This window comes from Mycobacterium interjectum (genome assembly GCF_900078675.2).
In the GTDB taxonomy this organism is placed as follows: Bacteria; Actinomycetota; Actinomycetes; order Mycobacteriales; family Mycobacteriaceae; genus Mycobacterium; species Mycobacterium interjectum.
On record NZ_LT546237.1, the window covers coordinates 1,175,404 to 1,200,194 of the forward strand.

The window sequence follows — 24,791 nt, forward strand, 5'->3', positions numbered from 1 at the left end:
GGCGAGACTCTACGATTTGCCTATGTCGCTTGACGCCGGGCGGGCGTTTGCCGGATACACCATCCTGCGGGTGCTGGGTTCGGGCGGCATGGGCCGGGTCTATCTGGCCGCGCACCCGCGGTTGCCGCGCGAGGACGCGCTGAAGGTGTTGCCGCCCGAGGTGACCGCCGATCCGCAGTACCGGGAGCGTTTCGAACGTGAGGCGGAGCTGGCCGCCGGCCTGTCGCATTCCCACATCGTGGGTATCCACGACCGCGGCGAATACGAGGGCCAGTTCTGGATCTCGATGGAATACGTGGCCGGCACCGACGTGGCCCGGCTGCTGCGCGAGCGGTTCCCGGGCGGCATGCCGGTCGACGAGGCGATGACGATCATCGCCGCGGTCGCCGCGGCGCTGGACTACGCGCATCGTCGGGGCCTGCTGCACCGCGACGTCAAGCCCGCCAACATTCTGGTCACCGATTCCGGCGGGCAGGGGCGGCGGATTTACTTGGCGGACTTCGGCATCGCGCGGCACATCGATGATGTGGCGGGGCTGACGTCGACCAAGATGGCCGTCGGCACGGCGGCCTACGCGGCGCCGGAGCAGCTGATGGCCGGGCCGGTCGACGGCCGCGCGGATCAATATGCCTTGGCGTGCACCGCGTTTCACCTGCTGGCCGGCGTCCCGCCGTACGGGGGTCCCAACCTCGCGGTGCTGATCGGCCGGCAGCTCAGCGCCCCGCCGCCGTCCATCGGTGCTCACCGGCCGGAACTGGCGGGGCTGGACCCGGTGTTTGCCACCGCGATGGCCAAGGACCCGTCCGGGCGGTTCGGCAGCTGCGGGGAGTTCGCCGAGGCATTGCGTGCGCACCTCGGGGCGGCCGGTTCGCACTCCGAACCGGCGGTTGACCGGACCGCGCTCGCGTTGCCGCCCGCGTCGCCGGCGAAGGGGAGAGCGGGACGGCGCCCGGCCGCGGTGATCGGCATCGTGGCGGGCATCGTGTTACTCGTCGCGGGTGGCGTCGTTGCGGGCATGAAGCTCACGGGGCAGCGCCACCCGGCCGCGGCGTCGGACCCCTTCACGGGCACCTACCGGACCGACTTCGGGCCGACCATCTCCCTCGACGACATTGCGGATTCGGCTGCGCCCCCGGCGCTCACGAGCACCTACGCGATCCGTTCGGTGTGCCGCGCGCAAGGTTGTGTGATGACGGCGCAACGCCTGGGCGGCGCGTCCGTGGCGGTCCCGACGCTGGTGTTCGACCAGATCGGGGAGAGCTGGGTGGCGGTGTCGCTCGGGTCGGACACGTGCCGCGATGCCCCCGCGGAGTTCTGGCAGGTGTTCACGCTGCGGCCCGGCCCCCGCGGGAGTCTCTCCGGTGACTACACCGCGACCGCCGCCAATGCCTGCGCGACCAAGCGGACCGTAACCTTCACCCGCACCGGGGATGTCGACGTCAAGGGCATCCCCGACCCGGCCGGCAACCCGCCGCGGGTGGTATCGCCGGCCCAGGCGCTGCGCGGCCACTACCACGTGACGTGGACCCTGACGAGCGGGGACCCCCTGCAGCAGTTCGATACCGCCGTCACCACCCATTGCCTGCGCACGGGCGACCGATGCATGAGCTACTTTCACGAACCATCCAACGACCTGCCGCTGGTATTCGGTGGCGGCAGGTGGACCTGGAACGTCGACGCCACCAGCACGTGTCCGCGGTCGGGGGACACGACGCACCTGAAATCCCGTGGTGAATATCCGCTGCCGCAGCCGCCGATGGACCCCATCGCGAAGCTCACCGGGCGCGGTCACCAGGAACAGAGCGCACCGTGCCCACTCGACGCGGACTTCGACGAAACATTCACGCGCACCGGCGATTAGCGCGGCCGGAGCGGATAAGCCTGCCCGGTGAGCGGCCGTGTGTGCGCGAATCGCACGTGCCGCTGCGGCTTCAGCATTTACGATCTGCCCATGTCGCTCGAAGCCGGCCAGGTGTTTGCCGGGTACACGATCCTGCGGATGCTGGGCTCGGGCGGCATGGGCGAGGTGTTTGTGGCCGCGCACCCGCGGCTGCCGCGCGAGGACGCGCTCAAGGTCCTCGCGGCGGACTCGACCGGTGATCCGGAGTTTCGGGCCCGGTTCCTGCGTGAGGCCGACCTGGCGGCTGGCCTGTCGCATCCGCACATCGTGGCGATCCACGACCGCGGCGAGGAAGACGGCAGGCTCTGGATCTCAATGGATTACGTGGCCGGCACCGACGCGGGCCGGCTGCTGCGCGAGAACCACCCCGGCGGGATGCCGCCCGAATTGGTGGTGGCCATCGCGACCGCGGTCGGCTCGGCGCTGGACTACGCGCACCAACGTGGGCTGCTGCATCGCGACGTCAAGCCGGCCAACATCTTGCTGACCGAACCCGACGGGCAGGGGCGGCGGGTCTTTCTGGCCGATTTCGGCGTCGCGCGGCGTGTCGACGACGCCACCGGGCTGACGGCGACCAACATGACGGTCGGCACGGCGGCCTACGCGGCGCCCGAGCAGCTGAAGGGCGAGCCGATCGACGGGCGCGCCGACCAATATGCGTTGGCGTGCACGGTCTTTCACCTGCTGACCGGCGCGGCGCCCTACGCCGATTCGAATCCCGCCGTGGTGATCAGCCAGCACATCGGCGCCGCGGCCCCCTCAATCGCCGCCCATCGTCCGGAGCTCGCCGCGCTGGATCCGGTGTTCGCCACCGCGATGGCCAAGGGGCCGGCCGAACGGTTCGCCAGCTGCCGAGAATTCGCCGACCAGCTGGCCCGCGCTCTGGGCGCCGGCCCGTCCGGGCCGGGTGCCGTTCCGTTCCCCGACACCCAGCCCGCGATCGACGCCACCATCCCCGCCGTGCGGCCCCCCGTCGGCCAGCGGTCCGCGCGGCGGCCCCGCGTGCTGGTCGGCGCGCTGGCCGGAATCGGGCTACTCGTCGTGGCGGGTGGCGTCTTCGCCGGTGTGAAGCTCCTGCAGCACCACGATCCCGGTCGCACCGCGTCGCCTACCAGCGTGCCAACGAAGAGCCCGCCGCCGAACACGGGCCCGTTCACCGGTATCTACCAGGCGTATTTCGGGCAGGGCGGCACCCTCGACGATGTCCCGGCGGCGGCTGCCAAGCCGACGACGGACACCTACGCGGTGCGCTCGGCGTGCGGGTCGACCGGTTGCCGGGCGACCGCGTCGCGCCTCAGTGGGGAGCTGAGGCTCGCCTCGAGCACGGTGTTCGACGAGGTGGACGGGCGCTGGGTGGCCGTCAGCCTCGGCTCGGACAAATGCCGGGATGCCCCGGCCGAAGTCTGGCAAGTCTTGACGCTGCAACCGCAGCCCGACGGCACCCTCACCGGCGAATACCGCGGGGCCTCCGAAAACGCCTGCAACGAAAAGCGGGCGGTGACGTTCACCCGCACCGGGGACGTCGACATCAACAGGCTGCCCGACCCGGGCGCGCTACCGCCGCGGGTCGGCTCGCCGGCCGAAGCGCTACACGGCCGCTACCACGTCGCGCGGAAATTCAAGAAGGCCATCCCGCCGCAGCAGGGGGATCAGGCGGTCGTCACCGACTGCCTGCGGGGCGGCGACCGGTGCATGAGTTATCTCCACTCCAAGACGATCGACACACCGCTGGTCTTTGCCGGCGGGACCTGGAGCTTGCACGTCGAGCATGACGACAACGACCCCGGTTGCGGTGGCCTGGTCTACGCGAAAGCCACCGGGCAGTATCCGCTGCCGCAACCGCCGCAGGACCCCATCACGATGCTCGCGGGGCACAATCACCTGGACGAGTCCGGCGGACCCAACTGCCAATGGAGCCTGGATTACGACGAAACACTCACGCGCACCGGCGATTAGGGCTCACCGAGCGGGAAGTCACGTCGGGCCTTACAGTGAGGCATGTCGCATCCGCTGGGCCCCGGCGCGCCGCCCCCGTACCCGGGTGGACATCCGCCGCCGTATCCGGGGGTGTATCCCGTCGTTGCGCACCCCGCGCCGTACCCGCCGAGTGGATATCCACAGCCGTACCCGCCGTACCCGTACCCGCCGCCGTACCGCCAGACGACCAGCGGGTTCGCCGTCGCGTCGCTGGTGTGCGGGATGGTGGGTGGAGTCCTGCTGAGCGTCATCTTCGGCGTCATCGCGCTGGGAAAAACGAAACCCGGTGGGCAGCGCGGCCGGGGGATGGCCATCGGCGGACTCGTGCTGTCCGCCGTGTGGGCGATGGTGATCGCCATCGCGATCGCTTTCGTGGCCCTCTGGCCGACTCGCACGGTGAGCGCTCAAGACATCAAGGTCGGGGACTGCTTCGCCGAGTTGCCGACCGGAAACCGGATCTCCTCGGTGAACACCGTCAGCTGCGACCGGCCCCACGTGGCGGAGGTGGCCGGCGTCGTGACGATTCCCGACGGACCGTTCCCCGGAGACTCCGGATTCGGCGCCTACGGCAAGCAATGCAAGGAGTCGCTGGCGTCGTACTCGGCCACGGCGCTGCTGGATCCGGCCGTCGAGCTGGCGGTCATGAAGCCCACGCAGGATTCGTGGCAGCACGGCGACCGGGCGATGGTGTGCGTCGCGACGTTCGCGAACAAGCGAACCGGGTCGATCAAGAGCTGAGCCCTCGGCGGCGGCCACTAGCGCAGTGGCTGGTTTTCGCGCACTCCCCGATACATGCCCCATCGGACGATCCACGGCATCACCACCCGCTCGACCGACCACGACGGGAAGCGGAACGCATGACCGGTGGGAAAGAAGACCTCGAGCCCGTTGGGCTGGATGCCCAGCAACGAACCCCAGCGGCGTCCCGGCGTTCGGAAACGGCGCAGGTCCCGACCCGCGAACTCGGCGCGAATGTTGCGGGCTACCAGCGCATCCCCGCGATTGCGGGCGGAGCTGCGCAGCGGGTCGGTGGCCGCGACGTCGCCGACGGAGAAGACGCCTTGGTGGCCGGGCACCCGCAGCTCCGGGGTCACGCGCACGAAACCGCGTTCGTCGAGCAGTTCGGGCGGCAGCCAATCGGTGTTGGGTCGCGCCCGACCGATGGCCCAGAGCACGGCGTCGGCCGAGCTCGGGGGTTGCCCGGTGCTCCAATCGACCGCTTCGCCGGTGATCGCGTCGCCCGAGAAGCCATCGGGAACCCGGGCACGATGCCCGGCGTGCAGGCCCACGCCGAGGTCGGTCAGTCGATTGCGGACACGCCGCCAGGTGGCCGGGTGATACTCGCCCAAGGCGCGCTCGCCGGGGAAGTACAGGTCGATCCGCTTGCCCGGCCAGGTCGTCGCCAGGTTGACAGCGCTGCTGACCGCGGCCGCGCCCCCACCGATGACCAGCACCGAATCCGCGGCGGACAGCCGGTCGTGGGCGGCGCGCAGCTCAGCGCCGACCTCGGCGGCGGACTGCAGCGTCGGCCGGCGCCAGAATCCGTTGCTGACCCCGGTCGAGATGACCAGCGCGTCGTACTCCTCGGCGAGGGGTGTGCCGTCCGCGCGGCGGCCCACGACGGTGCGGGCCGCCAGATCCAGGCCCGTCAACGAGGCGTGCTCGGTCCGCACCCCGTCCAGGCGGCGGAACCTGTCGAACGGAATCCAGTAGTCGCGGGCCCAGTCCGCGGGGCGGGACAGCCGGATGCCGAGTTCTTGACCGCTCACCAGCGCGGGTTTGCTGGAAATCCCCACGACGTCGGCGTGCCGGGCCAGCCGGATCGCGGTCAGGACGCCGACGTCGCCCAGTCCCGCGATGACGACGCGCTTGCGGTTCATGTCACAGGCCCTCCGCCACGGTCGGCAAACTGTAACACGTTCTACCGGCGGGGCATTGGGCATGGCCCACCCCGACGCCGCATCAGTAGCATTAGCCAGCGGCACCTCCGACCGTCGAAAACGTGTCAGCTGACAAGGACCGGCGCACCGCACTGGCACCGAAAGGAACGGCCCACATGACGACACCGGCTGACGCCCATCGCCACGCCCCGCAACTCATTCCGCGGCGGCTGCTGCGGAGCGGGCAGGTCCACCACCCGGCGGTACTCGGCGAGGCCAGGAGGCGAAGCGAGAGCTTCCAGCTGCGCTTGGCCGACCGGATCACCGCGTTTGCCGGGTCGATGAACTTCGTGTGGCTGCACGCGGCCCTGTTCGGCGCGTGGATGGTGTTTCTGGAACGGAACCCGTGGCCCACCCTGACGCTCGCGGTGTCGCTCGAGGCGATCTTCCTGTCCACCTTCGTGATGATCGGCCAGAACCGTCAGGCCGCTTTTCAGCAGGCCCGGGCCGACCATGACTTCCAGACCCAGGAAGTGGAGCTCAAGACCGACCTCGAGCTGACCCGCCAGATTCACCTCCTCACCGAGGAGCTGCACAAACGCATCATCGGGGAACCGGGCCGGCGAGGATAGCCAAAAGCGTTGCGGGGCGGGCGTTAACGAGTCTGGCGGGGGAGCGGATGGCGGAACTTCAGGCGACAATGCGGCCACGGCTGGACGCCGCGCTGCGCGCCGCCGTGCGGGCGTCGGCCCCCCGCCCCGCCGCCGNCGCCCGGCGGGCCGCCAAGGATTTGCAGCAAGCCCTCTGGACGGCGGTCGGCGCCGAGATCCGCTGGGCGTTCACGCCGCCACGCACCTGGCTGATGGGAGTGCTGGCCAACGTCGTCTTCGCCGCGACGTGGTTGCTGGTTCAGCCGCTGACGACCGGCCGCCACCACTCGGATTGGGTGATCCTGATCGGCACCTACTTCTCTTCCTGGGTCCTCGCCGATGTGACCACCACCAACCTGCTCGGCGCCGACCATTACCGTGTCCGGCAGGCGCTGTCCCACGGGGTGCCGTTCTGGCGGATCATGCTGATCAAAAACCTCGCCCTGCTGGCGATCGTCGGCCTGCCGACCCTGGCGGCGGCGATGGCCCTCACGCTGTTGTTGGAGTCGCCGGGGCGCCTCGTGGTGACCATCCCCACCGTCGCGGTGCCCATCGTGTCCTGGCTGGGGGTCGGTAACCTCATCTCGGTGTTGCACCCGGTGAGCGTCGAGCCGCTGATCCGGCGGTGGCGCCAGCGCGGCGATCGTCTGCGCACCGGCGGCTGGGTGCTGGCCCTGTCGCTGCCGTATGCGCTGTATTACGTCGCCGACCCGATGAACGGGGTCGAGCACCGGGTGCTGTGGACGCAGGTGCCCAAACTGATCTGGCCGGTGTTGGGACGGGACACGAAAAGCTTCGTGCACCTGGCCATCGCCGCCGGGGTTTATCTCGGGGGGACCGTCGCCGCCTTGCTATGGGTGCGCAAGCGGGGGTTGCAGATCAGGTGACGCTGAGCTGGCGAAGTCGGGCCCTCCCCACCGTCCTCCGCCTCACCCGCGGGCGGCCCTACCGAACCGCGGAGAGCGCCCGCCAGCACATCGACCAGCGGGCGTCGCTTCCGAAGGCGTTCGGGCCGCCACCGCGGTTGCGGTCCGACCTTGACGTGCACATGGAGGTTCGCTCGGACTGGCCGATTTTCAGCCTGACATCGAAGAACGGCGCGACGCCGCGCGGCACCGTTTTTTACCTGCACGGCGGTGCCTGGGTCAACGAAATCGCCTCTCAGCATTGGCGATTGGCGGCGCAGATCGCCGCGGAGACCGGGCTGCAAGTGGTCGTACCGATCTACCCGCTGGTGCCGTTCACCACCGCGGCAGAGGTCATGCCCATGGTCGCCGAGCTGGTGGCCGAGAAGGCGGTGGCCGATCACAGCGTGTGTTTGGCCGGGGATTCGGCCGGGGGGCAGATGGCTTTGTCGGCCGCGCTGATGCTGCGCGACGAGCACCGCGTGGTATTGCCGCGGACCGTGTTGATCTCACCGGTCCTCGACGTGTCGTTGACCAACCCGCTGATCAGCGCCGTCGACGATCCGTGGCTGACCCGCGCGGGCCTGCTGGAATTCGCGGGGCGCTGGCGCGGCGATCTGGCGACGACCGACCCGATGGTGAGCCCGTTGAACGGCGACCTGAGCGGGCTGGGGCCCTTGACCGTCTTCAGCGGCACCCGCGACATCCTCAACCCCGACGCGCGGCTACTCGCCGAGAAGGCCGCGGCGGCCGGTATCGACATCGAATATCACGAACGGCGCGGCCTGGTGCACGTCTACCCGCTGACGCCGACGGCGGAAGGTCACGCCGCGCGGGCCGTCATCGTCGAACGTCTACGCGAGAACTGAGGGGATCGGCTCCTCAACCGGACATCCGGTGCGGCCGTCGCTGGAAAATCTGGCCCTCCATTGCAGGACAAATCAGGGTCGCCGATGCAATGATTGGCGTCGACACTGGTCAAAGAAGATCAATGACCAAGCGAGAAGTGGCGACAATGAAGCATGCCGGCTATCACGGCTACCTGCGGTCGAAGTGTATTCGGCTGAGCCACAGGGGCATTCGGCACATTCACCGGCGCTCGTCCAACCCCCCGGGCACGCACCCGCCAAGAATCCTCCAAGGCGTCTCCACCAACCTTGCCATGACCCGCCGCAACGAGCGGTAACAGCACCGATCACCTTCAAAAGAGAGGGAACAAAATGACCGAACAACCAGCCGCGGGGTGGTACCCGGACCCCAGCGGCGGGCCCGGCCAGATGTACTGGGATGGCCAGCAGTGGCGCGCCGACGCCGCCTCGGGCGCCGGCGTCGCCCCATACGCGGGCGACGCACCATATGGCGTCGACGCCTACGGTCGCCCGCTGTCGGACAAGAGCAAGGTGGTCGCCGGGCTGCTGCAGATTTTCCTCTCCACGTTCGCGGTGGGTCGGTTCTACCTTGGCTACACCAACCTCGCCATCATTCAAATCGTGGTGACCGTGTGCACCTGCGGCATCGGCGCCTTCTGGCCGTTGATCGACGGGATCATGATCATCATGGGCAAGGTTCCCGACGCACAGGGGCGCACGCTGCGCGATTGACCGCGTCGCCGGCCGCAAGAACTGAATTCCGCACCCGTCGCCCATGAAGGACATCGTGGGCTCACGAGAGGTGCTCGCCGGCAGGCCAATTCGCGTCACGGACACGTCATGACCGAGACACCCGAAGGTCCCGGGTGCCGGCAAGCGGCGGACCACAAGTGGCATCCACCCGAGTCCGGCTGTGCATCCGGCGATCCGGGCCGCAGCAGCGGTCCTGGCAAACTCCCTGGGGCACAAGGCGTTCACAACGGGTGAGGCTATCCCGCCAGCTTGACCACCCGGTTGTGCCCGGCATCGGTGACATAGACGTTGTCCGAGGTGTCGACCGCGACCCCGGTGAGGTTGCTCAGGCCGGTGGTCGGCAGCGCCGTTTGCGTGGTCGAACCCGCGGCCAGCTTCACCACCCGGTTGTTGCCCCGGTCAACGACATAGAGATCGCCCGCAGCGTCCGCCGCGACGCCGCCCGGATCGTTGAGGGCGTTGAACGGCACCACGGTCGGGCCGCCCGCGTCGGCCGTCAGTTTCAGCACTCGGTTGTTGCCGCTGTCGGTGACGTAGACGGCGCCGGTGCCGTCCACCGCAACCCCCGTGGGATTGCTGAGGCCGGTGAAGGGCAACGCGGTCGGATCGGCGGAACCCGCTGCCAGTTTCAGTACCCGGTTGGAGCCGTCGGTGATGTAGAGGTTGTCGGCGCCGTCCACCGCCACCCCACGGGGGCCGTTAAGCCCGGTAACCGCCAGCTCCGTCGGGCTGCTGGAGCCCGCCGGGAGTTTCAGCACCGGATTGTTGCCGGGGCAGACGACATAGACGGTGCGAGCGGCATTCACCGCCACGCCGCTGGCCCCGCCCAGGCCGGTGAACGGCAGCGCGGTCGGGCCGTTGGAACCTGCCGCCAGTTCCAGCACCTGACGATTATCCGTGTCGGCCACATAGACGTTGCCGCTGCTGTCTACCGCGACACCGCTCGGATTTTTGAGGCCGGTGAAGGGCAACACGGTTTGTCCCGAAGACGTTGCGGGTTGGGCGGTTTGCTCCGGTTGTGGCCCGGGCGGAGCCGCTGAGGTGCCCGGGACCGACGCTTGCGGTCGCAACAGGTAAGCGGTGGTGACCGCGGCGACGGCCACCACGATGGTGGTCCCGACGATCACCGGCCACTTGAGGCGGCGGCGGCGCGCCGGCGGCGATGGCGATGGATGCCGCGGCGGGTCAGATCGCTGCCGCGCCGGCGCGGGTAGCGGTTTGTCCGGCGGGCTGGTCCTGGGTACCGGCCGGGTCGGATCGAACAGGCCGGGGGGCGGCTGGGCCGTGGGCCGGTTAACGGGTGGGGCGGGCGCAGGCGCCGGTGTGCTCGCGTCGAGCAGGGTGGGTGTGCGGCGTGCGCGTTGGGCCGAAGCGGTGGTGAGCGCGTGCTGGGCGGCGGTGGCCAGGTCATGGGCGCTCGCGTACCGCGTCTGGGGGTTCTTGGCCATGCCGCGGGCGATCACGCCGTCGAACCCGGCCGGAATGGTGGGGTCGGCCTCGCTGGGCCTCGGCGGGTCGACAAAGAAGTGCCCGCTGGATTGCTGTTGCAGGCTGTCGCCCGGGAATGGATGGGCGCCGGTCAGGCACTCGTATAGCACGCAGGCCAAGGCGTAGATATCGGCCCTGGCGTCGGTGGCGCCGGTGCTGAAGCGTTCCGGCGCCATGTAGGGCCAGCTACCCACGATCATCCCGGTGCGGGTGAGCTTGACGGCCGTGGCGTCCTGGGCGAGACCAAAGTCGATCAGATAGACGAAGTCGTTCGCTGTGACGAGCGCGTTGGAGGGCTTGACGTCGCGGTGCACCAGCCCGGCGGCGTGCGCCGCGTGCAACCCGTCGGCCAGCTGCTCGATGATCCGCACCGCCCGCTGCGGGCTCATCGGCCCCTCGCGCTCCAACAGAGCCTGCAGGTCGGTCCCCTCGACGATCGGCATCACGAGGTAGAGCTGGCCGTCGATCTCGCCGGTGTCATAGATGTGGATGATGTGCGGCGCGGCCAACCGCGCGGCGGCGTGGGCCTCCCGTCGAAACCGCTCCCGATACCCGGGTTCTGCGCCCAGCTCGGTGGGCAGCACCTTGATGGCGACATCGCGACCGATCACGGTGTCATAGGCCTTGTATACCTTGCCCATGCCGCCTTCGCCGATGAGCGAGAGCAGCCGGTAACGCCCGAAGGTCACCTCATCCACCGACAGGCCTCCCACACCACGCTTGGTGGGACATCGAAAACCGTTGCCATTGAGGGGGATACATCCGCTAGTAGAGGTAGACCCTGGCGCCATTGCCGCCGGTGCAGGTGATCCAGGGGTCGCTGCCTTCCACCGCACAGGTCATCACGAAATCGTCTCCGGAGCACGGGAACGACGTCGGCGCGTTCGCACGCACGCTCGGGCACGTGGCTTTGCTGCCGGCGATCACCTCACGCGAGTCGCGGCTGGGCGACGGATAAGCGTTCCAATACGCGATCAATACGTTGTAGGCAAACAGGCACGACGTCTTGTCCGTCCCCCGAGCCGAATTGCTCGCCCACCCGGACTGACTCGGATGGTGATACCCGTTGGGACAGCTTTCACCGTAGGAGTCGGGGGTCTGCACCATGGGCGGGGGCACCGACACGGCCGGCGGCGTCCAAGACGGTGGTGCAGCGGCATAGGAATAGGACGGGGAGGTTTCGGTGGCCGACGAGGTCGCCGGGGTGCTGGCGGGTGAATAGTTGCCTTTGTTGGCCAGGGCCACCATGACCACCACCAACACGGCCACCGCCAAGGCGGCCACGCCGACACCGATCCATACCCCGGTCCGCGATGAGGTCGGGGCGGTCGGTGGGGGCGACCACGCCGGCGTTGGGGGGTTGATCGGTGGTTGGGCTTGAGCGGCCGGCACCGGTGGCCGGGACCGCGCGGTGCCTGCCGATGGCCTGGAGTGCACGATGGGTGCCGGTGGTGGGTCCAGTGGGGTGCTGACGGGCGTTGTGGCTGCGGTTTTTTCGCGGTGTTGTGCGTCTTCGATGGCGTGGCCCAGGACGTAGGTCCAGGCTTCGGGGAGGGGTCGTCGTTGGGGTTCGTTGTGCAGTGTGTCGGTGATGATTTGGCGCAGCAGGCCGGGGGTGGTGGGGGGCAGGTGTTGGGGGTTTTTGGTGTCTTGGTCGCCGGCGAGCAGTCGCAGGGCGAGCAGGCCGAGTTTGTAGGTGTCGGAGTAGATGGTGGCCAGTTCTTCGCCGGCGGGCACGTCCCAGCCGGGGGTTTCCATCTGCGGTAGTGCCGAGATGGTGTTGATGCGCATGGCGTCGCAGTCGATGAAGAAGACCCCGGGGTGTGGGGTGAGGGTGAACAGCAGGTTTTTCGGGGAGATGTCGCCGACGGCGACGCCGTGTTTGTGCAGGAATGCCAGTCCGGAGGCGACTTCGCGGAGCAGCGAATAGCGTTGGGCGTCGTCGAGGTCGATGCCGCGGGCGTGCAGTACCGAGGAGTGGTTGAGTAGGTGTTGGAATTCTGCGGTGGATGACGAGGCGCCCTTGGCGGTTTTGAGTTCGACGAAGAACTCCTCGGGGATGGCCGGCATCACGAATCCGGTTGGGGTGCCGTTGTCTTCGACCAGGGCACACGGCCAGGCCGCCATCGAGACCAGTCGTTCGGCTTCGGCGTAGGACAGTGCGTCCTCCACCAGGGCGGGCATGGCCGCCAGCGCGGTGAAATCGATCTCGGCCCGGGTCTGGGCCTTGTACTCCTTATAGACCATCGAATCGGCGAACTTCGTCTTGACGTTGGGAGCGCCATAGACCACCCCCTGCCCACCCTGCCCAATCTTGCTCAGCGCACCCAACTTATCGCGCTCGATCAGCTGCCGTGCCATGGCAGACCTCCCTCGCCGGTCAGGAAGCCGGGCCGTCGTGGCGGCGCGGCGGGCACAGGGGAAACCTGTTTTTTCGGCCATACCGCGACCAAAGTCCGGTCGTCGTCGAAGGTTTCGCGGCTGAAGTCCACGGCATGGGCGAATTCGATCAACGACGGCGGACACGGTCTGGTCAACACGTCGCGGAAAAGGTTTCCCACGCCGCCCTGCCCGGCGCCGAGCGGATCACCGATTCCGTCCGTGGCGATCAGCAGCACCTCGTCGCCTTTGATGTCGACCTGAACGGCGGTCACTTCCGGTGCGACGCGGGGCAATCCCACCACCGCCGACGACGTGATCCCGGATTCCGGCTCGCTCTTGCCACCGAGGATCTGTGTGAACCGCCCCGATGACAGCAGCCAGGCCGCCGAATCGCCCGCGCCCACCAGGTAAGCGCGCAGGGCGCCGGGGCCAACGGGCTCGATGACCGCGCACATCAGGGTGGTCGCGAGTTGCTCCTCGGCGCGAACGGGGTCCGGTTCGGCAAGCCCCAGAAGCGATTGGGCCCGTTCGTTGAGCGCCCAGGCGGTGCTCTTGAGCAGGCCGACCCAATCGGTGGCGGCGAGGTTCTCGTCGAGGTTGGCGTGCAGCCATTCGGCCGCTTGCCTGGTGGCGGTGCTGGCGCCGATGTGTGATTGCGGTGCACCCGAAACCCCGTCGGCGACAAGGGCGATCACGCGTCCATCGGCCAGATGGTGCAACGCGAAATCGTCCTGGCGCGGCGCGCCGTTGTAGCGGTGCAGATGACCTCGCAACGACGCCCCCCGCAGGGTGATGGCGTCGGTGGACCACCCGTCTATCACCACGTCCGGACGAAACGGCAACGAGCGGTAGTCCGCAGCGATCGCTACCGGCTCCACCCGGGGCGACGGTGAGCCCACGACGATCTGAGGGATGACGGTGGGGCCGACGACTTCGGAAACTGCCGACGCCTCGCGCGTCGATGCGGCGGCACGGACCGCGGGCGCGCCGACGGGCGGCGCGTGCGGTTCGAACTTGGGCAGCGCCAGCGGGGCCGTGGGGTCCTCGTTGGGCGGCACCGCTGCTCTTCGCCGTCGCTTGAAGGGGACCATGAGCAGCCGACCGGGGCGGGTTTAGACGACGTCCACGGCGAGGGTGAAGCCTTCGGGCTTTTCGAATTGCAGTTCGGCGGAGCCCGAGGCGAGGGCTTGTCCGGAGCTGATCACTGATTGGGTCAGTGAGGTGAGGAATTCGGAGATGGCCGCGCCGGTGTCGACTCCGCGTGCCGCCACGAACGCGAAGTGGGGTTTGGTGGCCAGCTCGGCCACGGTGGCGGCGTCGGCGTCGCCGATGCCGAAGGCCAAGATGTTGGGCGCGGCGGCCTGGGTGAGCAGCTGAGCGCGTACCGCGCGCCAGTCTTCGTTGCCGTTGGGCAGCCCGTCGGTGAGGAAGAACACCGCGGGTCGGTGCACGGTGTAGCCCTGGGCCTTGAGGCTGGGCACATCGACGCTGATGCGGTAGGCCAGTTGGTCGAAGGCCGCCGCGTAGGAGGTGAGGCTTTGGGCAGTCAGCACCGGCATGCCTTGCAAAAACCGCAAGTCGGCGGGCTCGAGGTAGGTAAATGCGGTATCGGAAAAGCCGATCACCGACAGCCGGATCTTGGCCGCGGCAAACGACTCCCGCTGCAGGGCGTCGTGTAATGAGGCCAGGCCCTCGTTGAGTTCATCGATATTGCGGCCCATTGAGCCCGACTCGTCGGCCACGAAATAGACCAGAAGAATTGATCCTTTAGGCTCCACCATCGGACACCTCCTCATATCGAATGATTGGGTCGACCAGCCCAACGACCGAACCGGCCGTCAAAGTGTACTGCCGAATACACACAATCAACACCACCTTTCGTGCACGTGCCGTTAGCGGCCGCCTAGCCATGACATTGACCCGCCGGCAGCGTTGCGATCCGCTTGTTCAGCCAATCGCCAATTTTGGTGAGATCCGCTGTGCCATCCGAGAACGAACCCGAAGCGGGTTCCACGGCCACCGCGACTACGCTCACGGCGCCGGACGGATGAGTGAGGAAGCCGAATTGCCGAACCAGGTAGCTGCCTTCCTCGGATGGCCCCCAGCCGCCCTTGAATTCAGCGTTGGGAATATCGCCCAATCCCCATCGTTGGCCTTGCTCGATTTGGCCCATCAGCGCGCGCACCGGTGCATCCCGCTCGTCGCAGGCCGCGAAGGCGGCAAAACGGATTTGAGCGGTCAGGGACCACTGTGTTTGGCCGAATGCGGTGAACTGAGGGCGGATTTTCCGCGACTCGACCGTGGTGTGGTCATCCGCCTCAACAAGCACCTGTTCGACGGTATGAGCCGCGGTGGCCGGATCGCCCAAGCCGTCCCAGATCGATTCGGCCGCCGCATTGTCGGAGTTGACGATGGCAGCCCGCATCGCATCGGTGATCTCAGCGGAGTGATTTTCACGCAAGGCGGCAATCACCAACGGCACCTTGATGGTCGACCAGGCCGGACCAATCGTCCATTGTCCCAACGTCACGGGCGAGGCCGCGTTCCCCACAGGCGCGATCATCAGGCCGATCCTTCCGTCAATGGCGCTTTGCAGACTGGCGAAGTCGGCTTTCAGGGCCCCAACGTCGGGCCCACTCGGCGGAGTGGTGCCACCCCGGGTTGGGGTCTGCGCTGCGTTGCCGGGCGCGGGGAGTGGCGTTGGGGCCGACGGATTCTGCTGGCGGGGCGCAGCCGGTCCGCTCAGTTTGACGACGGCGATGGCCGCGACGACGACGATCGCGGCGGCCACGATCGCGCCAAGGGCGGCGTCGCGTCGGATTCTCCGGCCCGGCATGGCGGTGATCAATGCCTGCAGAGTGAATCGAAGGCCTTGGCGGCCGCCATCCGGCGCACCGAAGCGTCGATGTTGGGTTGGCTCAACTCCCCATCGTTCAGCGCCGACACCAGCCGGTCGAGTACCGCCGGAACCGCGGTGGTGCTCACCCACAGCGCGGTGTCATTTCCGGCCTGCAGGGCCTTCAGCACCGCCTCGGCGATCCCGTAGCGATCGGTGATCGCTCGCATGCTCGACAGGTCGTCGGTGAACACCGGGCCGTCGAATGGCGGCCCACCGTAGCCTTTTCCGTTGCGCAACAACGCGATCGCGGCCGCACTCAGGCTGGCGGGGTCATTGCCGGTCAAGCCGGGAACCTGCATGTGGCCGATCATCACACCGACGGGGGCCTGGGTCACCAGCGTCCGGTAGGGCACCAGGTCCACATTTTGCATTTCGTCCAGCGGCGGGGTCACCACCTCGGTCGCGTGCGAGTCACCCGAGGCGTGGCCGTGCCCGGGAAAGTGCTTGAGTACCGGCAGCACCCCGGCGTCGCGCAGGCCGCGCGCGTAGGCGCCCGCGAACTTCGTCACAAGCGCAGGGTTGTCGCTGAACGACCGGTCACCGATCACCGTGTCGTCGGGTGCGTCGGTGACGTCGACGACCGGGGCGAAATCGACGGTGATGCCGAGCTGGCGCATCTTGCGGCCCCGGTCCACGGCGAGTTGGTAGACCTGGTCCGGTGATTCGTTCTGCCCCAGCGCACGCGCCGACGGCGCCTTCCCGAGCAGCGACGGCGAGGATAACCGCTCGACCCGGCCTCCCTCTTCGTCGACGCTGACGGCCAGGTGCAGCGGGCCCGCCGAGCGGGCGATCTGGAGCAGTGACCCGTCCTTCAGCATTGACAGGTCGGTCCAACTGGCGATGAAGATTCCGCCGACGTGCTGATTGGCCACCACCGCACGGGCATCGGCGGCATCGGTCACCCCGACCATCAGCAGTTGCGCGAGCTTGTCGCGGTTCGACATCGACGCGAGCAACGACGTTGTGTCGCAACCGGGCGGCGCAGGGGAGGCCGGGGCCGCGCCTCTGCTGGGCGCCGCCGGCGTCGGCGTGGAAACGCTGCGCTGGCCGCGGCTCAGCCGAAGGCCCACGATCACGCCGGCGGCGACGATGACAATGGCGACAACGCAGGCGGCGACGATGGTGGCGCGCGGCCGGGAGCGGCGCAGTCGTGGCGACGACTCGTCGTTGGCGGCCGGGGTCACGGCCGGAGCCATATCGCGCTGTTGCATCCGCTCGTGATCGGTTGCCGCATCGGTGAATTCGGACCGACCGACGGGGCCTTGGCCGGGGTTGTCGGGGCGACGGCGAGGCAGGCTGTGCTTGTGCGGCCGGTTGCTTGTCATTCAGATTGCCCTCGGCGATCCTATCCGTGAGTTCCATTGGGGCTGAGCGTCTTGCTGACAATCTGGGCGCTGCAATGGTCCTTGTCCAGCCCGTGCCCGCCACACCAGCTGAGGGCGCCGCCTACGGTCGAATATCCTTGCGGCACAACAGTGACCCAATAGTCCGGGTGGTCCCATGTCGTCCAGTCGCCCGACCAAACGAGTTTGGCGCCATACTGCTGGCGGAGACGCTGATGTTCCTGCAACGTCAGCACGCTGTCATACGTCATGCCGTCCTCGCTGTCGTAGGTCCAAGGCTGCGTGCCATGTTTGGAACTGAGTTGCGGGATCCAGCTGCCGGAGACTTGGTCGATCGCGGAAGCGTCCTGATTTTTGAGGTCCACCAACTGCTGGTACGCCGCGGCCTCGGGATCCACCGGCGGCGCGGAGGTGGACGCGGGTTCCGGGGCGCCGGCCGGATACGTCGACGGGTTTGTTTGCGCGGCAGTGGCCGAATTGGTGGTGTTGGTGTTGCGGAGCGCGGCAACGAGCACGACCGCGACGATCACCGCGATGACGACCGCGGCCCCGAGGATCGCGACGGGCCACAGGTTGGTTTTCGCCGCGGGTGGTGCGCTCATCGGGGGCGGCGGCGGTGTGGGTGGGGTGACTATCGGCCCGGAGCGCCCGGCGGCTACCGGTGGCCGGGACCGCGCGGTGCCTGCCGATGGCCTGGAGTGCACGATGGGTGCCGGTGGTGGGTCCAGTGGGGTGCTGACGGGCGTTGTGGCTGCGGTTTTTTCGCGGTGTTGTGCGTCTTCGATGGCGTGGCCCAGGACGTAGGTCCAGGCTTCGGGGAGGGGTCGTCGTTGGGGTTCGTTGTGCAGTGTGTCGGTGATGATTTGGCGCAGCAGGCCGGGGGTGGTGGGGGGCAGGTGTTGGGGGTTTTTGGTGTCTTGGTCGCCGGCGAGCAGTCGCAGGGCGAGCAGGCCGAGTTTGTAGGTGTCGGAGTAGATGGTGGCCAGTTCTTCGCCGGCGGGCACGTCCCAGCCGGGGGTTTCCATCTGCGGTAGTGCCGAGATGGTGTTGATGCGCATGGCGTCGCAGTCGATGAAGAAGACCCCGGGGTGTGGGGTGAGGGTGAACAGCAGGTTTTTCGGGGAGATGTCGCCGACGGCGACGCCGTGTTTGTGCAGGAATGCCAGTCCGGAGGCGACTTCGCGGAGCAGCGAATAGCGTTGGGCGTCGTCGAGGTCGATGCCGCGGGCGTGCAGTACCGAGGAGTGGTTGAGTAGGTGTTGGAATTCTGCGGTGGATGACGAGGCGCCCTTGGCGGTTTTGAGTTCGACGAAGAACTCCTCGGGGATGGCCGGCATCACGAATCCGGTTGGGGTGCCGTTGTCTTCGACCAGGGCACACGGCCAGGCCGCCATCGAGACCAGTCGTTCGGCTTCGGCGTAGGACAGTGCGTCCTCCACCAGGGCGGGCATGGCCGCCAGCGCGGTGAAATCGATCTCGGCCCGGGTCTGGGCCTTGTACTCCTTATAGACCATCGAATCGGCGAACTTCGTCTTGACGTTGGGAGCGCCATAGACCACCCCCTGCCCACCCTGCCCAATCTTGCTCAGCGCACCCAACTTATCGCGCTCGATCAGCTGTCGCGTCATTGCGGACCTCCCACGCCACCAGCTCCTTCAGAATGAGTCGAAGTTTTGAGCGGCCATTGCCATGCCGTGGCCGGTCGTGTCGTTGATGAAGCGAGCCCAGCCGCCGCTGGTGACTATCGTCCAGCCATTGGTTCGATAGGTCCCGGAGAGCTGCTGTGCGCCGTTGGGAGAGGCCATATCTGGCGGATGCTTGTCGACGTTGCCCTGCGTATCGACGGCGATGGCCGGCGCCGGGTCGGCACACGTGTACGCGTTGGTGATCACCTGGCCGGGGACACAGGTTTGGCAAGTGACCTGTTGCACGGTGACCTGACAAACCTTGCCCGACGGCGTCGCGAAGTACTCAGACGTCGGGGTTGCACTCGATGTCGGCGCGGGCGGTGGGCTTTGTCCGGGTGGGGGGGCGCCTTGCGCGGGCGGCACCGCGGGAGCCGGCACGGGTTGCGCGCCGGGAGTCTGCGACGGGTGGGACCGTGTGAGAAGCAGGTAGCTGGTGACGCCGATGATGCCCAGCAGGACGGTGACGGCCGCGCAGAGCGCGGTGATCAGTGCCGTGCGGCGCTGGGGTTGTGGCGTCGAGGCGGCCGGGACGTCCGTATGCCATTGCCGGCCATCCCAATACCCGAGGCCGGGCTTACCGCTCGGGTCCGGGTACCAGTCGGGCGCCCGCGGTGGAGTCGTCATTGTCCTTCTTCCCTCGCGAATGTGGGGGCTGCCCGTAATCGCGCGGGTTGGTCGGTGCTGCCGGGTGTCGACGTCAGGGCAACGGTGCGCCGAGCGCCTTGGAGGATTCTTGACGCGCGCCGGGGAAATCGGTGGCTTTCGACAAGAATGGGGCGCGGGTAGCTATTCGCCTGGCATGCCAATTTCATCGAGAGGTAGAGCCCGAACGGCGTGCCGTGCATTCAAGCCTCCCAGAGCGAAAGCCCACGTGAGCTGCAAGCACGATACCGCTGAGCCGGTGTCCCCGCAGCCGATCGCCGTCGGCATTCAGGAATATCCGCCAGGGGAGGTGCGGCCGTAGTATTGGTTCTCGCGAAGGGGGCTGAGATGAGGCAAATCGCGCTAACGATATTTTCCATCGCGGCGCTGACCCTGGCTCCATTGGCGAGTGCCGACCCCACCGCAGGGCACGACGCGAAGGTCAATGTCCGCACACCGCCGATGCTCTGCGAGATCGGCTCCGACGATGCGGATCCGGGTATCGGCCCTAATGTCGTCTGCCAGGGGGCCTTTGCCCAGGTCCCGGGCGACGATCAGGCCTTCGTCACCGCAGCGGGCCAGTTCAGCTACCGAGGCGCGAACATCGGCGTCGGCTATCCCCATGCCCCCTTCGACACTCTCGTTCCCGGGCAGACTTATCGCATCCAGGGCTGGACGGTCGTCGCGAGAGACGACGGCATTCGCTTCACCAACGACGCCAGCGGGCACGGCATGCTCATCAACGGCAATACCACCGTCAACCCATTCTGATTCGTCGAAACGGGGTGACCGTCAATGCCTCATTACCGCGCCGGCAATTTCAGCACCCGCGCGTTGGCATTGTCGGTGACATAGACGTTGCCGGCGCCGTCCACCGCCACACCCTGCGGAGATTTGAGGCCGACGAAAGGCAGCACGGTCTGGGTGCTCGAGCCCGCCGCCAGTTTCACCACTCTCTTGTTGTTGTTGTCGGCGACGTAGACGTTGCCGGCGCCGTCCACCGCCAGACCCTGCGGGAATTTGAGGTCGGTGAAAGGGAGCACCGACTGGGTTTCCGAGTCCGCCGCCACCTTGATGACCTGACCGCTGACGATGCCCATGTCCGTGACGTAGAGGTCGCCGGCGGCATCGACGGCGACACCGCCGGCATTGACGGGGTCGGTGAACCGCACTTCCGTCTGCCCGTTCGAGCCCGCCGCCAGCCTCACCACACGGCCGCGGTCGGCGACGTAGGCGTTGCCGGCGCCGTCCACCGCCACGTCGCTGGGAATGTCAAGGCCGGTGAACGCCAGTGCCGTCTGCGTGTTCGAGCCCGCCGGCAGCTTCAACACCCGACCGTTGTCGCACTCACGCTTCGGGCAGCTGCCGTAGCTGGTGGCGTAGAGGCTGCCGGCGCCGTCGACCGCCACACCGGCGGGGGCGAAGAGACCGGTGAAGGGCAACTCGGTCGAGGTGCTTGAGCCTGCCGGCAGCTCCACCACCCGATTGCCGCCGGCATCGGCGACATACAGGTTGCCGCCGGTGTCCACCGCGATACCGTCGGGGGCCTTGAGGCCGGTGAACGGCAGCACGATCTGCGCCGGCGGCGCCGGCGACTCCGACGTGGGCGCGGAAGCCGGGGTGGAGTGCGCGGGTGGGTGCGGCCCCGCGTGGCAACCGGTGGCCCCGACGGACAGGGTCGCGACCAGCGCGGAGATCAACGCCGACGTCGCGCGCCGGCGCGTCCTTGACCACGAGCTTTCCACGCCGCGATGCGATGTTGAGGCACAACGTGTCCCGCAAGCCTTCACGGCGCCGAACCCGTCGCCTCTGTGGGTTGAGCGGACTCCTGGGACGACGGGGTTGGGTTCACGTTGGATGCTTCCTTCTTCTGGTGGGTGATCCCTGCGCTGAGCGCAAGGAGGGCGATGATCATGATCGAAGTCGCCAGGCCGACGACGGCGCACACTGCGCGCCTGGATGGGGTTGGTGGGCTTGGCAATGGCCCCCACGCTGGTGGTGGTGGGTTGATTGGTGGTCCGTAACACGCGACCGGCGCCGGTGGCCGGGATCGTCGCCCGTTCCTCACCGGAGGTGACGTTCCAGCCGGGGGTTTCCATCTGGGGCAATGCCGAGACGGAGTCGATGCGCACGGCGTCGCAGTCGATGAAGGAAAACCGCCGCCTGCGGTTCGACGTGGAACAACAGGTTTTTCGGAGAGATGTCCCCGACGCAGACGCCGTGTCGGTGCAGGAATGCCAGCCCGGAGGCGACCTCGTGCGGCAGTGAATAGCCTTGGGGCTCATCGATGTCGATGCCGCGGGCTGCTAGCACCGAGAAGTGATTGAGCAGGTGCTGAAACTCCGCGGTGGACGACGCCACACCCTTGGCCGTGCGCAGGTTCACGACGAAGCCGTCGGGGGTTGCGGGCGTCACGAACCCCGTTGGTGTGCCGTTTTCTTCGACCAGGGCACCCGGCCGGGCGGCGATCGAAACCAATCGTTCGGCTTGGACATGAGGCAGTGCTTCCTCGACCAGTGTGGGCATCGCGGCCAGTGCGGTGAAATCGATCTCGGCGCGGGTGTGGGCCCTGTACTCCGTGTAGACCATCGAGTCGGCGAACTTGGTGTTGACCGTCGGGGCGCCATAGACCACGCCCTGACCGCCCTGATCGATCTTGGTCAGTCCGCCCAGCTTGGCGCGTGGGACCACTTGTGCTGTCACGGCAAACCTTCCATACCACGAGCGAGGCCCAGCGGGGTTTGACCACGCCGCGTACGTTGAGTCGTCATCTTCTTCCTCCGCCGGGAAGATGTCCAGGATCGAGCTGCCGAGATGCCGCGGGCGGATCAGCGCGAGGCCGCGGTAATGCTGACGCACACAGCTTGGCGGATTCTTGACGCTGCCCACCTGCCAGGCGCCGTGGCGACCAGAGATCGCGTGCCGCGGGTAGGAGTCCGGTAGCTCATTGAGAATCTTCCAAGCGGCGAGCTTCATCCTCACCGGACCGGCCACCGAGGTCGGCGGAGATTAGGAACCCCGACAGTGCATCAGCCGATCTGCGACCAGCTGTCCACGACACGACACGAGAGCAGTCGAGTCGCCACGTGGACGAGCAGGATCGGGCCGCCGGTGGCGGCATTTGCGGAGCGCTTTCAGAAGCGGGCGGCCTACCTCCTCGCGCTGGGAACCGGACTGTTGGCCGCCATGGCTTCGACGGCCGCACCGGCTGCCGCCGCCCATGTGGACCTGGCGGTGGGCATGCCGATCGAGATCGGCAACCACAGCTGCTCGCTAGGGTTTTTTGGGTTCAATGCCCGCCAGGATCGGCTCGCGGTGACCGCGGGTCATTGCTCGGATTCCACGCCCAACGAACCGGTGTTTGCCGATAACGGCGTGGAGATCGGGGGGGTGGTCGCCTGGAAACAAGACCTTCAGAACGACTCGGGCAAGTTGGTCGGCGCCCGTGGATACACGATCATCGCTGTCTACAAACGGTTTTCGTTGCAACCATTCTTTTCCGGCATTCGGTCCTCCATCAGCGAGGGCGATTATGTGACCAAGTTCGGTCAGCGCACGGGCAAGACCAACGGCGTCATCAAATCCGTCCAGTACGACCCCAAGCGACCTGACCTGGCGTTGTTGTCGTCCAACATGGTGCAACTGCCCGGCGACTCCGGCTGCCCGTGGTACACGAGTGAGGATGCGTTGGTCGGGATGGGTTCGAGCGGTGATCAGGAACTGCAAGGTGGCGATGCCGGCAGCCAGGCTCAACCGATCAGCGCGGTGCTCGACATGATCCGCGCAAACGGAGGTGTTTGGGGCGAAGACTTCAAGGTTTGGACGCAATAGGTCGGTGTCCGAAATGGCTGAAAGGTCTGTGATTTCGGGGATCATGAATCATCCGAAGTCAGCATCACAATGGTTGTGCGCGGTGGAGCAGGGCAGAGGCGAAGCGGTTCTTGCCGATGGCTGCGGTGGAGACAATAATTACCCGCACCCAACACCGACGTTAGTTTCTCCATTCTCGGCTCATCGGGGGCGATTGGACGAACGGAGGGTCGACGTATGACGACACCCGCGGGCTGGTATGACGACCCCGAGGACTCGAAGGCGCAGCGCTATTGGGATGGCCAGGATTGGACGCCGCACCGACAGCGAAAGCCGGTTGCACAGCCGGCGCCCCAGCCGGTGATGTCCTCGCCCCCCATGCCCGGGCCGGCTGCGTCGATGCCGCCTCCACCGCCCGCTTCGCCGTCTCCGCCGCCGAATCAACAAACCCAGTGGTCGCCTCCGGGTCAGCAGCCAGTCGGACCGTCACCGCAGCGGTCCATTAGCCCGGTCGTCATCGTCGGGGTGATCGCGGCCATCGTCGTGTTGGCCGTCGGCGGATTTCTGGCATACAAGCAATTCGGTAAGAGCGGTCCAAGCTCACCCGAGGACCAGATCAAGTCGGTCGTCGAACGCGAGGTTCAGGCGTGGAACAAGTCCGATTTTTCATACAATCCGGAGTTGTACTGCAAAGCAAGCTCTTCCCAAGACCAGGCTGGTGTTAACGAGGGACGCGAGCTCAGGACCCAAGCCGGAATGATGTCCGTGTCGGTGGACAGCATCCACCTGGCCGGTGACCAGGCGACCGTTGATGTCACCGTCAAATTTCAGAACGCGCCGGGTAAATCCGCCGCCTCTACTATGCAATTCGTCAAAGAGGACGGACGTTGGAAGGACTGCACTCCTCCGGATACGTCCGGCAATTGATGATCAGCCGTGGGCGCTACTATCCGGACACCGCTCTTTGTGGGCAGTCGAGGTCGGGTCGCGAGACGCCCAGCGCGTGCCAAAAACGATTCCGCGAGCGCGTGGCCCTGGCCGCCGCGAGTAGCTCCAGGAACGCCCAATGGCCGGTTTCGCTATCACGTTGTCCGGTAGCCTGTTTCGGTCTGGAGAAGCGTCACTTCAACCACCCCTACGATCGTCGCCCGCGCCAAATAGTAAAGAATCCGCGACCACTCGGCGGCAACGTCGTTTCAGCGGATGGGGCATTGAGCCCGCGCGCTGACGAAGCGACTCGCCAACCCCAATTCGTCGCAAACGTCGCTGATGGTTGACGCCCGCGCTATTCTCGCTTTCGCGGGTGCAGTTCAGTCAACCGGGAGGATCTGCCCATGACGACACCCAACCAGCCCGGCTGGTATGACGACCCACAAGATTCAAACGCGCAGCGTTACTGGGACGGTCAAGATTGGACGCCGCATCGCCAACGCAAGCCGAACGTGCGAGCCGCCCGGCCACCGGTCATGCCGCCGCAGCAAGCTGCGCCGCCGTCTCATCTGCCGCCGCCTTCTGCGGCGCCCACTCAGGCCGCGCCTCTCCCGCCACCTCCGCCTCCGCCAAACCTTCCGCCGCCGCCCCCGCCACCGCGCGCCGCCGCGCCGA

20 protein-coding genes and 3 pseudogenes are annotated in these 24,791 nt (G+C 67.3%); 11 read left to right on the forward strand and 12 right to left on the reverse strand.

Annotated features, from left to right (window positions below):
• The first annotated feature begins 22 nt into the window (after positions 1–22).
• The 3 genes from BN4348_RS60780 (at position 23) to BN4348_RS39860 (ending at position 4,615) form a co-directional block, all read left to right on the forward strand.
• Complete coding sequence (locus tag BN4348_RS60780) at positions 23–1,861, forward strand: serine/threonine-protein kinase (RefSeq protein WP_066911973.1); 1,839 nt, start codon at positions 23–25, stop codon at positions 1,859–1,861.
• A gap of 90 nt (positions 1,862–1,951) precedes the next feature.
• On the forward strand, positions 1,952–3,856 hold the full coding sequence (locus BN4348_RS62450) for a serine/threonine-protein kinase (RefSeq protein ID WP_084454115.1): 1,905 nt from the start codon (positions 1,952–1,954) through the stop codon (positions 3,854–3,856).
• Between the two features lie 42 nt (positions 3,857–3,898).
• A complete protein-coding gene (locus tag BN4348_RS39860; protein ID WP_066911979.1) occupies positions 3,899–4,615 on the forward strand; it encodes a DUF4190 domain-containing protein in 717 nt (238 codons plus the stop codon).
• Between the two features lie 17 nt (positions 4,616–4,632).
• On the opposite strand, the gene BN4348_RS39865 is transcribed toward BN4348_RS39860, so the two are convergent.
• Entirely contained in the window at positions 4,633–5,757 is a 1,125-nt protein-coding gene (locus tag BN4348_RS39865; RefSeq protein WP_066911981.1) for an FAD-dependent oxidoreductase, read from the reverse strand.
• A 176-nt stretch (positions 5,758–5,933) separates the two neighbouring features.
• Here BN4348_RS39865 and BN4348_RS39870 point away from each other — a divergent pair, with 176 nt between their 5' ends.
• From BN4348_RS39870 to BN4348_RS39885, 4 genes are all read left to right on the forward strand, one after another.
• Positions 5,934–6,389, forward strand: coding sequence for a DUF1003 domain-containing protein (locus tag BN4348_RS39870; protein WP_084454102.1), 456 nt, complete (start codon positions 5,934–5,936; stop codon positions 6,387–6,389).
• Between the two features lie 68 nt (positions 6,390–6,457).
• Complete coding sequence (locus BN4348_RS39875) at positions 6,458–7,294, forward strand: hypothetical protein (RefSeq protein WP_211145802.1); 837 nt, start codon at positions 6,458–6,460, stop codon at positions 7,292–7,294.
• Positions 7,291–8,181: an alpha/beta hydrolase fold domain-containing protein gene (locus BN4348_RS39880; protein WP_235852704.1), complete on the forward strand. Its 891-nt coding sequence runs from the start codon at positions 7,291–7,293 to the stop codon at positions 8,179–8,181. Before BN4348_RS39875 ends, BN4348_RS39880 begins: the two co-directional genes overlap by 4 nt.
• 351 nt (positions 8,182–8,532) lie before the next feature.
• Positions 8,533–8,913 carry an NINE protein gene (locus BN4348_RS39885; protein WP_084454116.1) on the forward strand — a complete coding sequence of 127 codons (381 nt, stop codon included), beginning with the start codon at positions 8,533–8,535 and terminating at the stop codon, positions 8,911–8,913.
• A 257-nt stretch (positions 8,914–9,170) separates the two neighbouring features.
• On the opposite strand, the gene BN4348_RS39890 is transcribed toward BN4348_RS39885, so the two are convergent.
• From BN4348_RS39890 to BN4348_RS39925, 8 genes are all read right to left on the reverse strand, one after another.
• Positions 9,171–11,063, reverse strand: a complete 1,893-nt coding sequence (locus BN4348_RS39890) for a serine/threonine-protein kinase PknD (RefSeq protein WP_235852868.1) — start codon at positions 11,061–11,063, stop codon at positions 9,171–9,173.
• Positions 11,064–11,187: 124 nt separating this feature from the next.
• Positions 11,188–12,783 (reverse strand): protein kinase family protein, encoded by a 1,596-nt coding sequence (locus BN4348_RS39895; protein WP_066911991.1) that lies wholly within the window; start codon positions 12,781–12,783, stop codon positions 11,188–11,190.
• Entirely contained in the window at positions 12,768–13,862 is a 1,095-nt protein-coding gene (locus BN4348_RS39900) for a protein phosphatase 2C domain-containing protein (RefSeq protein ID WP_066911994.1), read from the reverse strand. The genes BN4348_RS39895 and BN4348_RS39900 overlap by 16 nt, the downstream gene beginning before the upstream one ends.
• A gap of 54 nt (positions 13,863–13,916) precedes the next feature.
• Complete coding sequence (locus BN4348_RS39905; RefSeq protein ID WP_066911997.1) at positions 13,917–14,585, reverse strand: vWA domain-containing protein; 669 nt, start codon at positions 14,583–14,585, stop codon at positions 13,917–13,919.
• Positions 14,586–14,707: 122 nt separating this feature from the next.
• Positions 14,708–15,652 (reverse strand): serine hydrolase, encoded by a 945-nt coding sequence (locus BN4348_RS39910; RefSeq protein ID WP_066912000.1) that lies wholly within the window; start codon positions 15,650–15,652, stop codon positions 14,708–14,710.
• Positions 15,649–17,028, reverse strand: a complete 1,380-nt coding sequence (locus BN4348_RS39915) for a glycoside hydrolase family 3 N-terminal domain-containing protein (protein ID WP_235852705.1) — start codon at positions 17,026–17,028, stop codon at positions 15,649–15,651. The genes BN4348_RS39910 and BN4348_RS39915 overlap by 4 nt, the downstream gene beginning before the upstream one ends.
• A 20-nt stretch (positions 17,029–17,048) precedes the next feature.
• The gene (locus BN4348_RS39920) at positions 17,049–18,674 is read right to left on the reverse strand and encodes a protein kinase family protein (RefSeq protein WP_066912003.1); all 1,626 of its coding nucleotides are present in this window, start codon (positions 18,672–18,674) and stop codon (positions 17,049–17,051) included.
• A 27-nt stretch (positions 18,675–18,701) separates the two neighbouring features.
• Entirely contained in the window at positions 18,702–19,358 is a 657-nt protein-coding gene (locus tag BN4348_RS39925; protein ID WP_066912006.1) for a DUF2510 domain-containing protein, read from the reverse strand.
• Between the two features lie 366 nt (positions 19,359–19,724).
• Here BN4348_RS39925 and BN4348_RS39930 point away from each other — a divergent pair, with 366 nt between their 5' ends.
• Complete coding sequence (locus tag BN4348_RS39930; RefSeq protein ID WP_066912009.1) at positions 19,725–20,147, forward strand: hypothetical protein; 423 nt, start codon at positions 19,725–19,727, stop codon at positions 20,145–20,147.
• A gap of 38 nt (positions 20,148–20,185) precedes the next feature.
• Here BN4348_RS39930 and BN4348_RS63080 read toward each other — a convergent pair.
• The 3 genes and pseudogenes from BN4348_RS63080 to BN4348_RS59980 form a co-directional block, all read right to left on the reverse strand.
• Positions 20,186–20,677 (reverse strand): annotated as a pseudogene (locus BN4348_RS63080) (serine/threonine protein kinase); the annotation flags it as partial.
• 180 nt (positions 20,678–20,857) lie between these two features.
• Positions 20,858–21,475 (reverse strand): annotated as a pseudogene (locus BN4348_RS63085) (hypothetical protein); the annotation flags it as partial.
• Complete coding sequence (locus BN4348_RS59980) at positions 21,441–22,370, reverse strand: protein kinase family protein (protein ID WP_211145709.1); 930 nt, start codon at positions 22,368–22,370, stop codon at positions 21,441–21,443. The gene BN4348_RS59980 and the pseudogene BN4348_RS63085, both read right to left, overlap by 35 nt.
• A gap of 30 nt (positions 22,371–22,400) precedes the next feature.
• On the opposite strand from BN4348_RS59980, the gene BN4348_RS39940 reads away from it, so the two are divergent.
• The 3 genes and pseudogenes from BN4348_RS39940 to BN4348_RS62770 form a co-directional block, all read left to right on the forward strand.
• Positions 22,401–23,207, forward strand: coding sequence for a S1 family peptidase (locus tag BN4348_RS39940; RefSeq protein ID WP_235852706.1), 807 nt, complete (start codon positions 22,401–22,403; stop codon positions 23,205–23,207).
• A 216-nt stretch (positions 23,208–23,423) separates the two neighbouring features.
• Positions 23,424–24,113 (forward strand): Rv0361 family membrane protein, encoded by a 690-nt coding sequence (locus BN4348_RS39945; RefSeq protein WP_084454105.1) that lies wholly within the window; start codon positions 23,424–23,426, stop codon positions 24,111–24,113.
• 407 nt (positions 24,114–24,520) lie between these two features.
• Positions 24,521–24,791 (forward strand): annotated as a pseudogene (locus BN4348_RS62770) (DUF2510 domain-containing protein); the annotation flags it as partial.

Bases quoted from the DNA above. Each gene is read 5' to 3' on its own strand.
- BN4348_RS60780 (WP_066911973.1), top strand. From the start codon at position 23: ATGTCGCTTGACGCCGGGCGGGCGTTTGCCGGATACACCATCCTGCGG.
- BN4348_RS62450 (WP_084454115.1), top strand. From the start codon at position 1,952: ATGTCGCTCGAAGCCGGCCAGGTGTTTGCCGGGTACACGATCCTGCGG.
- BN4348_RS39860 (WP_066911979.1), top strand. From the start codon at position 3,899: ATGTCGCATCCGCTGGGCCCCGGCGCGCCGCCCCCGTACCCGGGTGGA.
- BN4348_RS39865 (WP_066911981.1), bottom strand. From the start codon at position 5,757: ATGAACCGCAAGCGCGTCGTCATCGCGGGACTGGGCGACGTCGGCGTC.
- BN4348_RS39870 (WP_084454102.1), top strand. From the start codon at position 5,934: ATGACGACACCGGCTGACGCCCATCGCCACGCCCCGCAACTCATTCCG.
- BN4348_RS39885 (WP_084454116.1), top strand. From the start codon at position 8,533: ATGACCGAACAACCAGCCGCGGGGTGGTACCCGGACCCCAGCGGCGGG.
- BN4348_RS39890 (WP_235852868.1), bottom strand. From the start codon at position 11,063: ATGGGCAAGGTATACAAGGCCTATGACACCGTGATCGGTCGCGATGTC.
- BN4348_RS39895 (WP_066911991.1), bottom strand. From the start codon at position 12,783: ATGGCACGGCAGCTGATCGAGCGCGATAAGTTGGGTGCGCTGAGCAAG.
- BN4348_RS39905 (WP_066911997.1), bottom strand. From the start codon at position 14,585: ATGGTGGAGCCTAAAGGATCAATTCTTCTGGTCTATTTCGTGGCCGAC.
- BN4348_RS39915 (WP_235852705.1), bottom strand. From the start codon at position 17,028: ATGACAAGCAACCGGCCGCACAAGCACAGCCTGCCTCGCCGTCGCCCC.
- BN4348_RS39920 (WP_066912003.1), bottom strand. From the start codon at position 18,674: ATGACGCGACAGCTGATCGAGCGCGATAAGTTGGGTGCGCTGAGCAAG.
- BN4348_RS39925 (WP_066912006.1), bottom strand. From the start codon at position 19,358: ATGACGACTCCACCGCGGGCGCCCGACTGGTACCCGGACCCGAGCGGT.
- BN4348_RS39930 (WP_066912009.1), top strand. From the start codon at position 19,725: ATGAGGCAAATCGCGCTAACGATATTTTCCATCGCGGCGCTGACCCTG.
- BN4348_RS39945 (WP_084454105.1), top strand. From the start codon at position 23,424: ATGACGACACCCGCGGGCTGGTATGACGACCCCGAGGACTCGAAGGCG.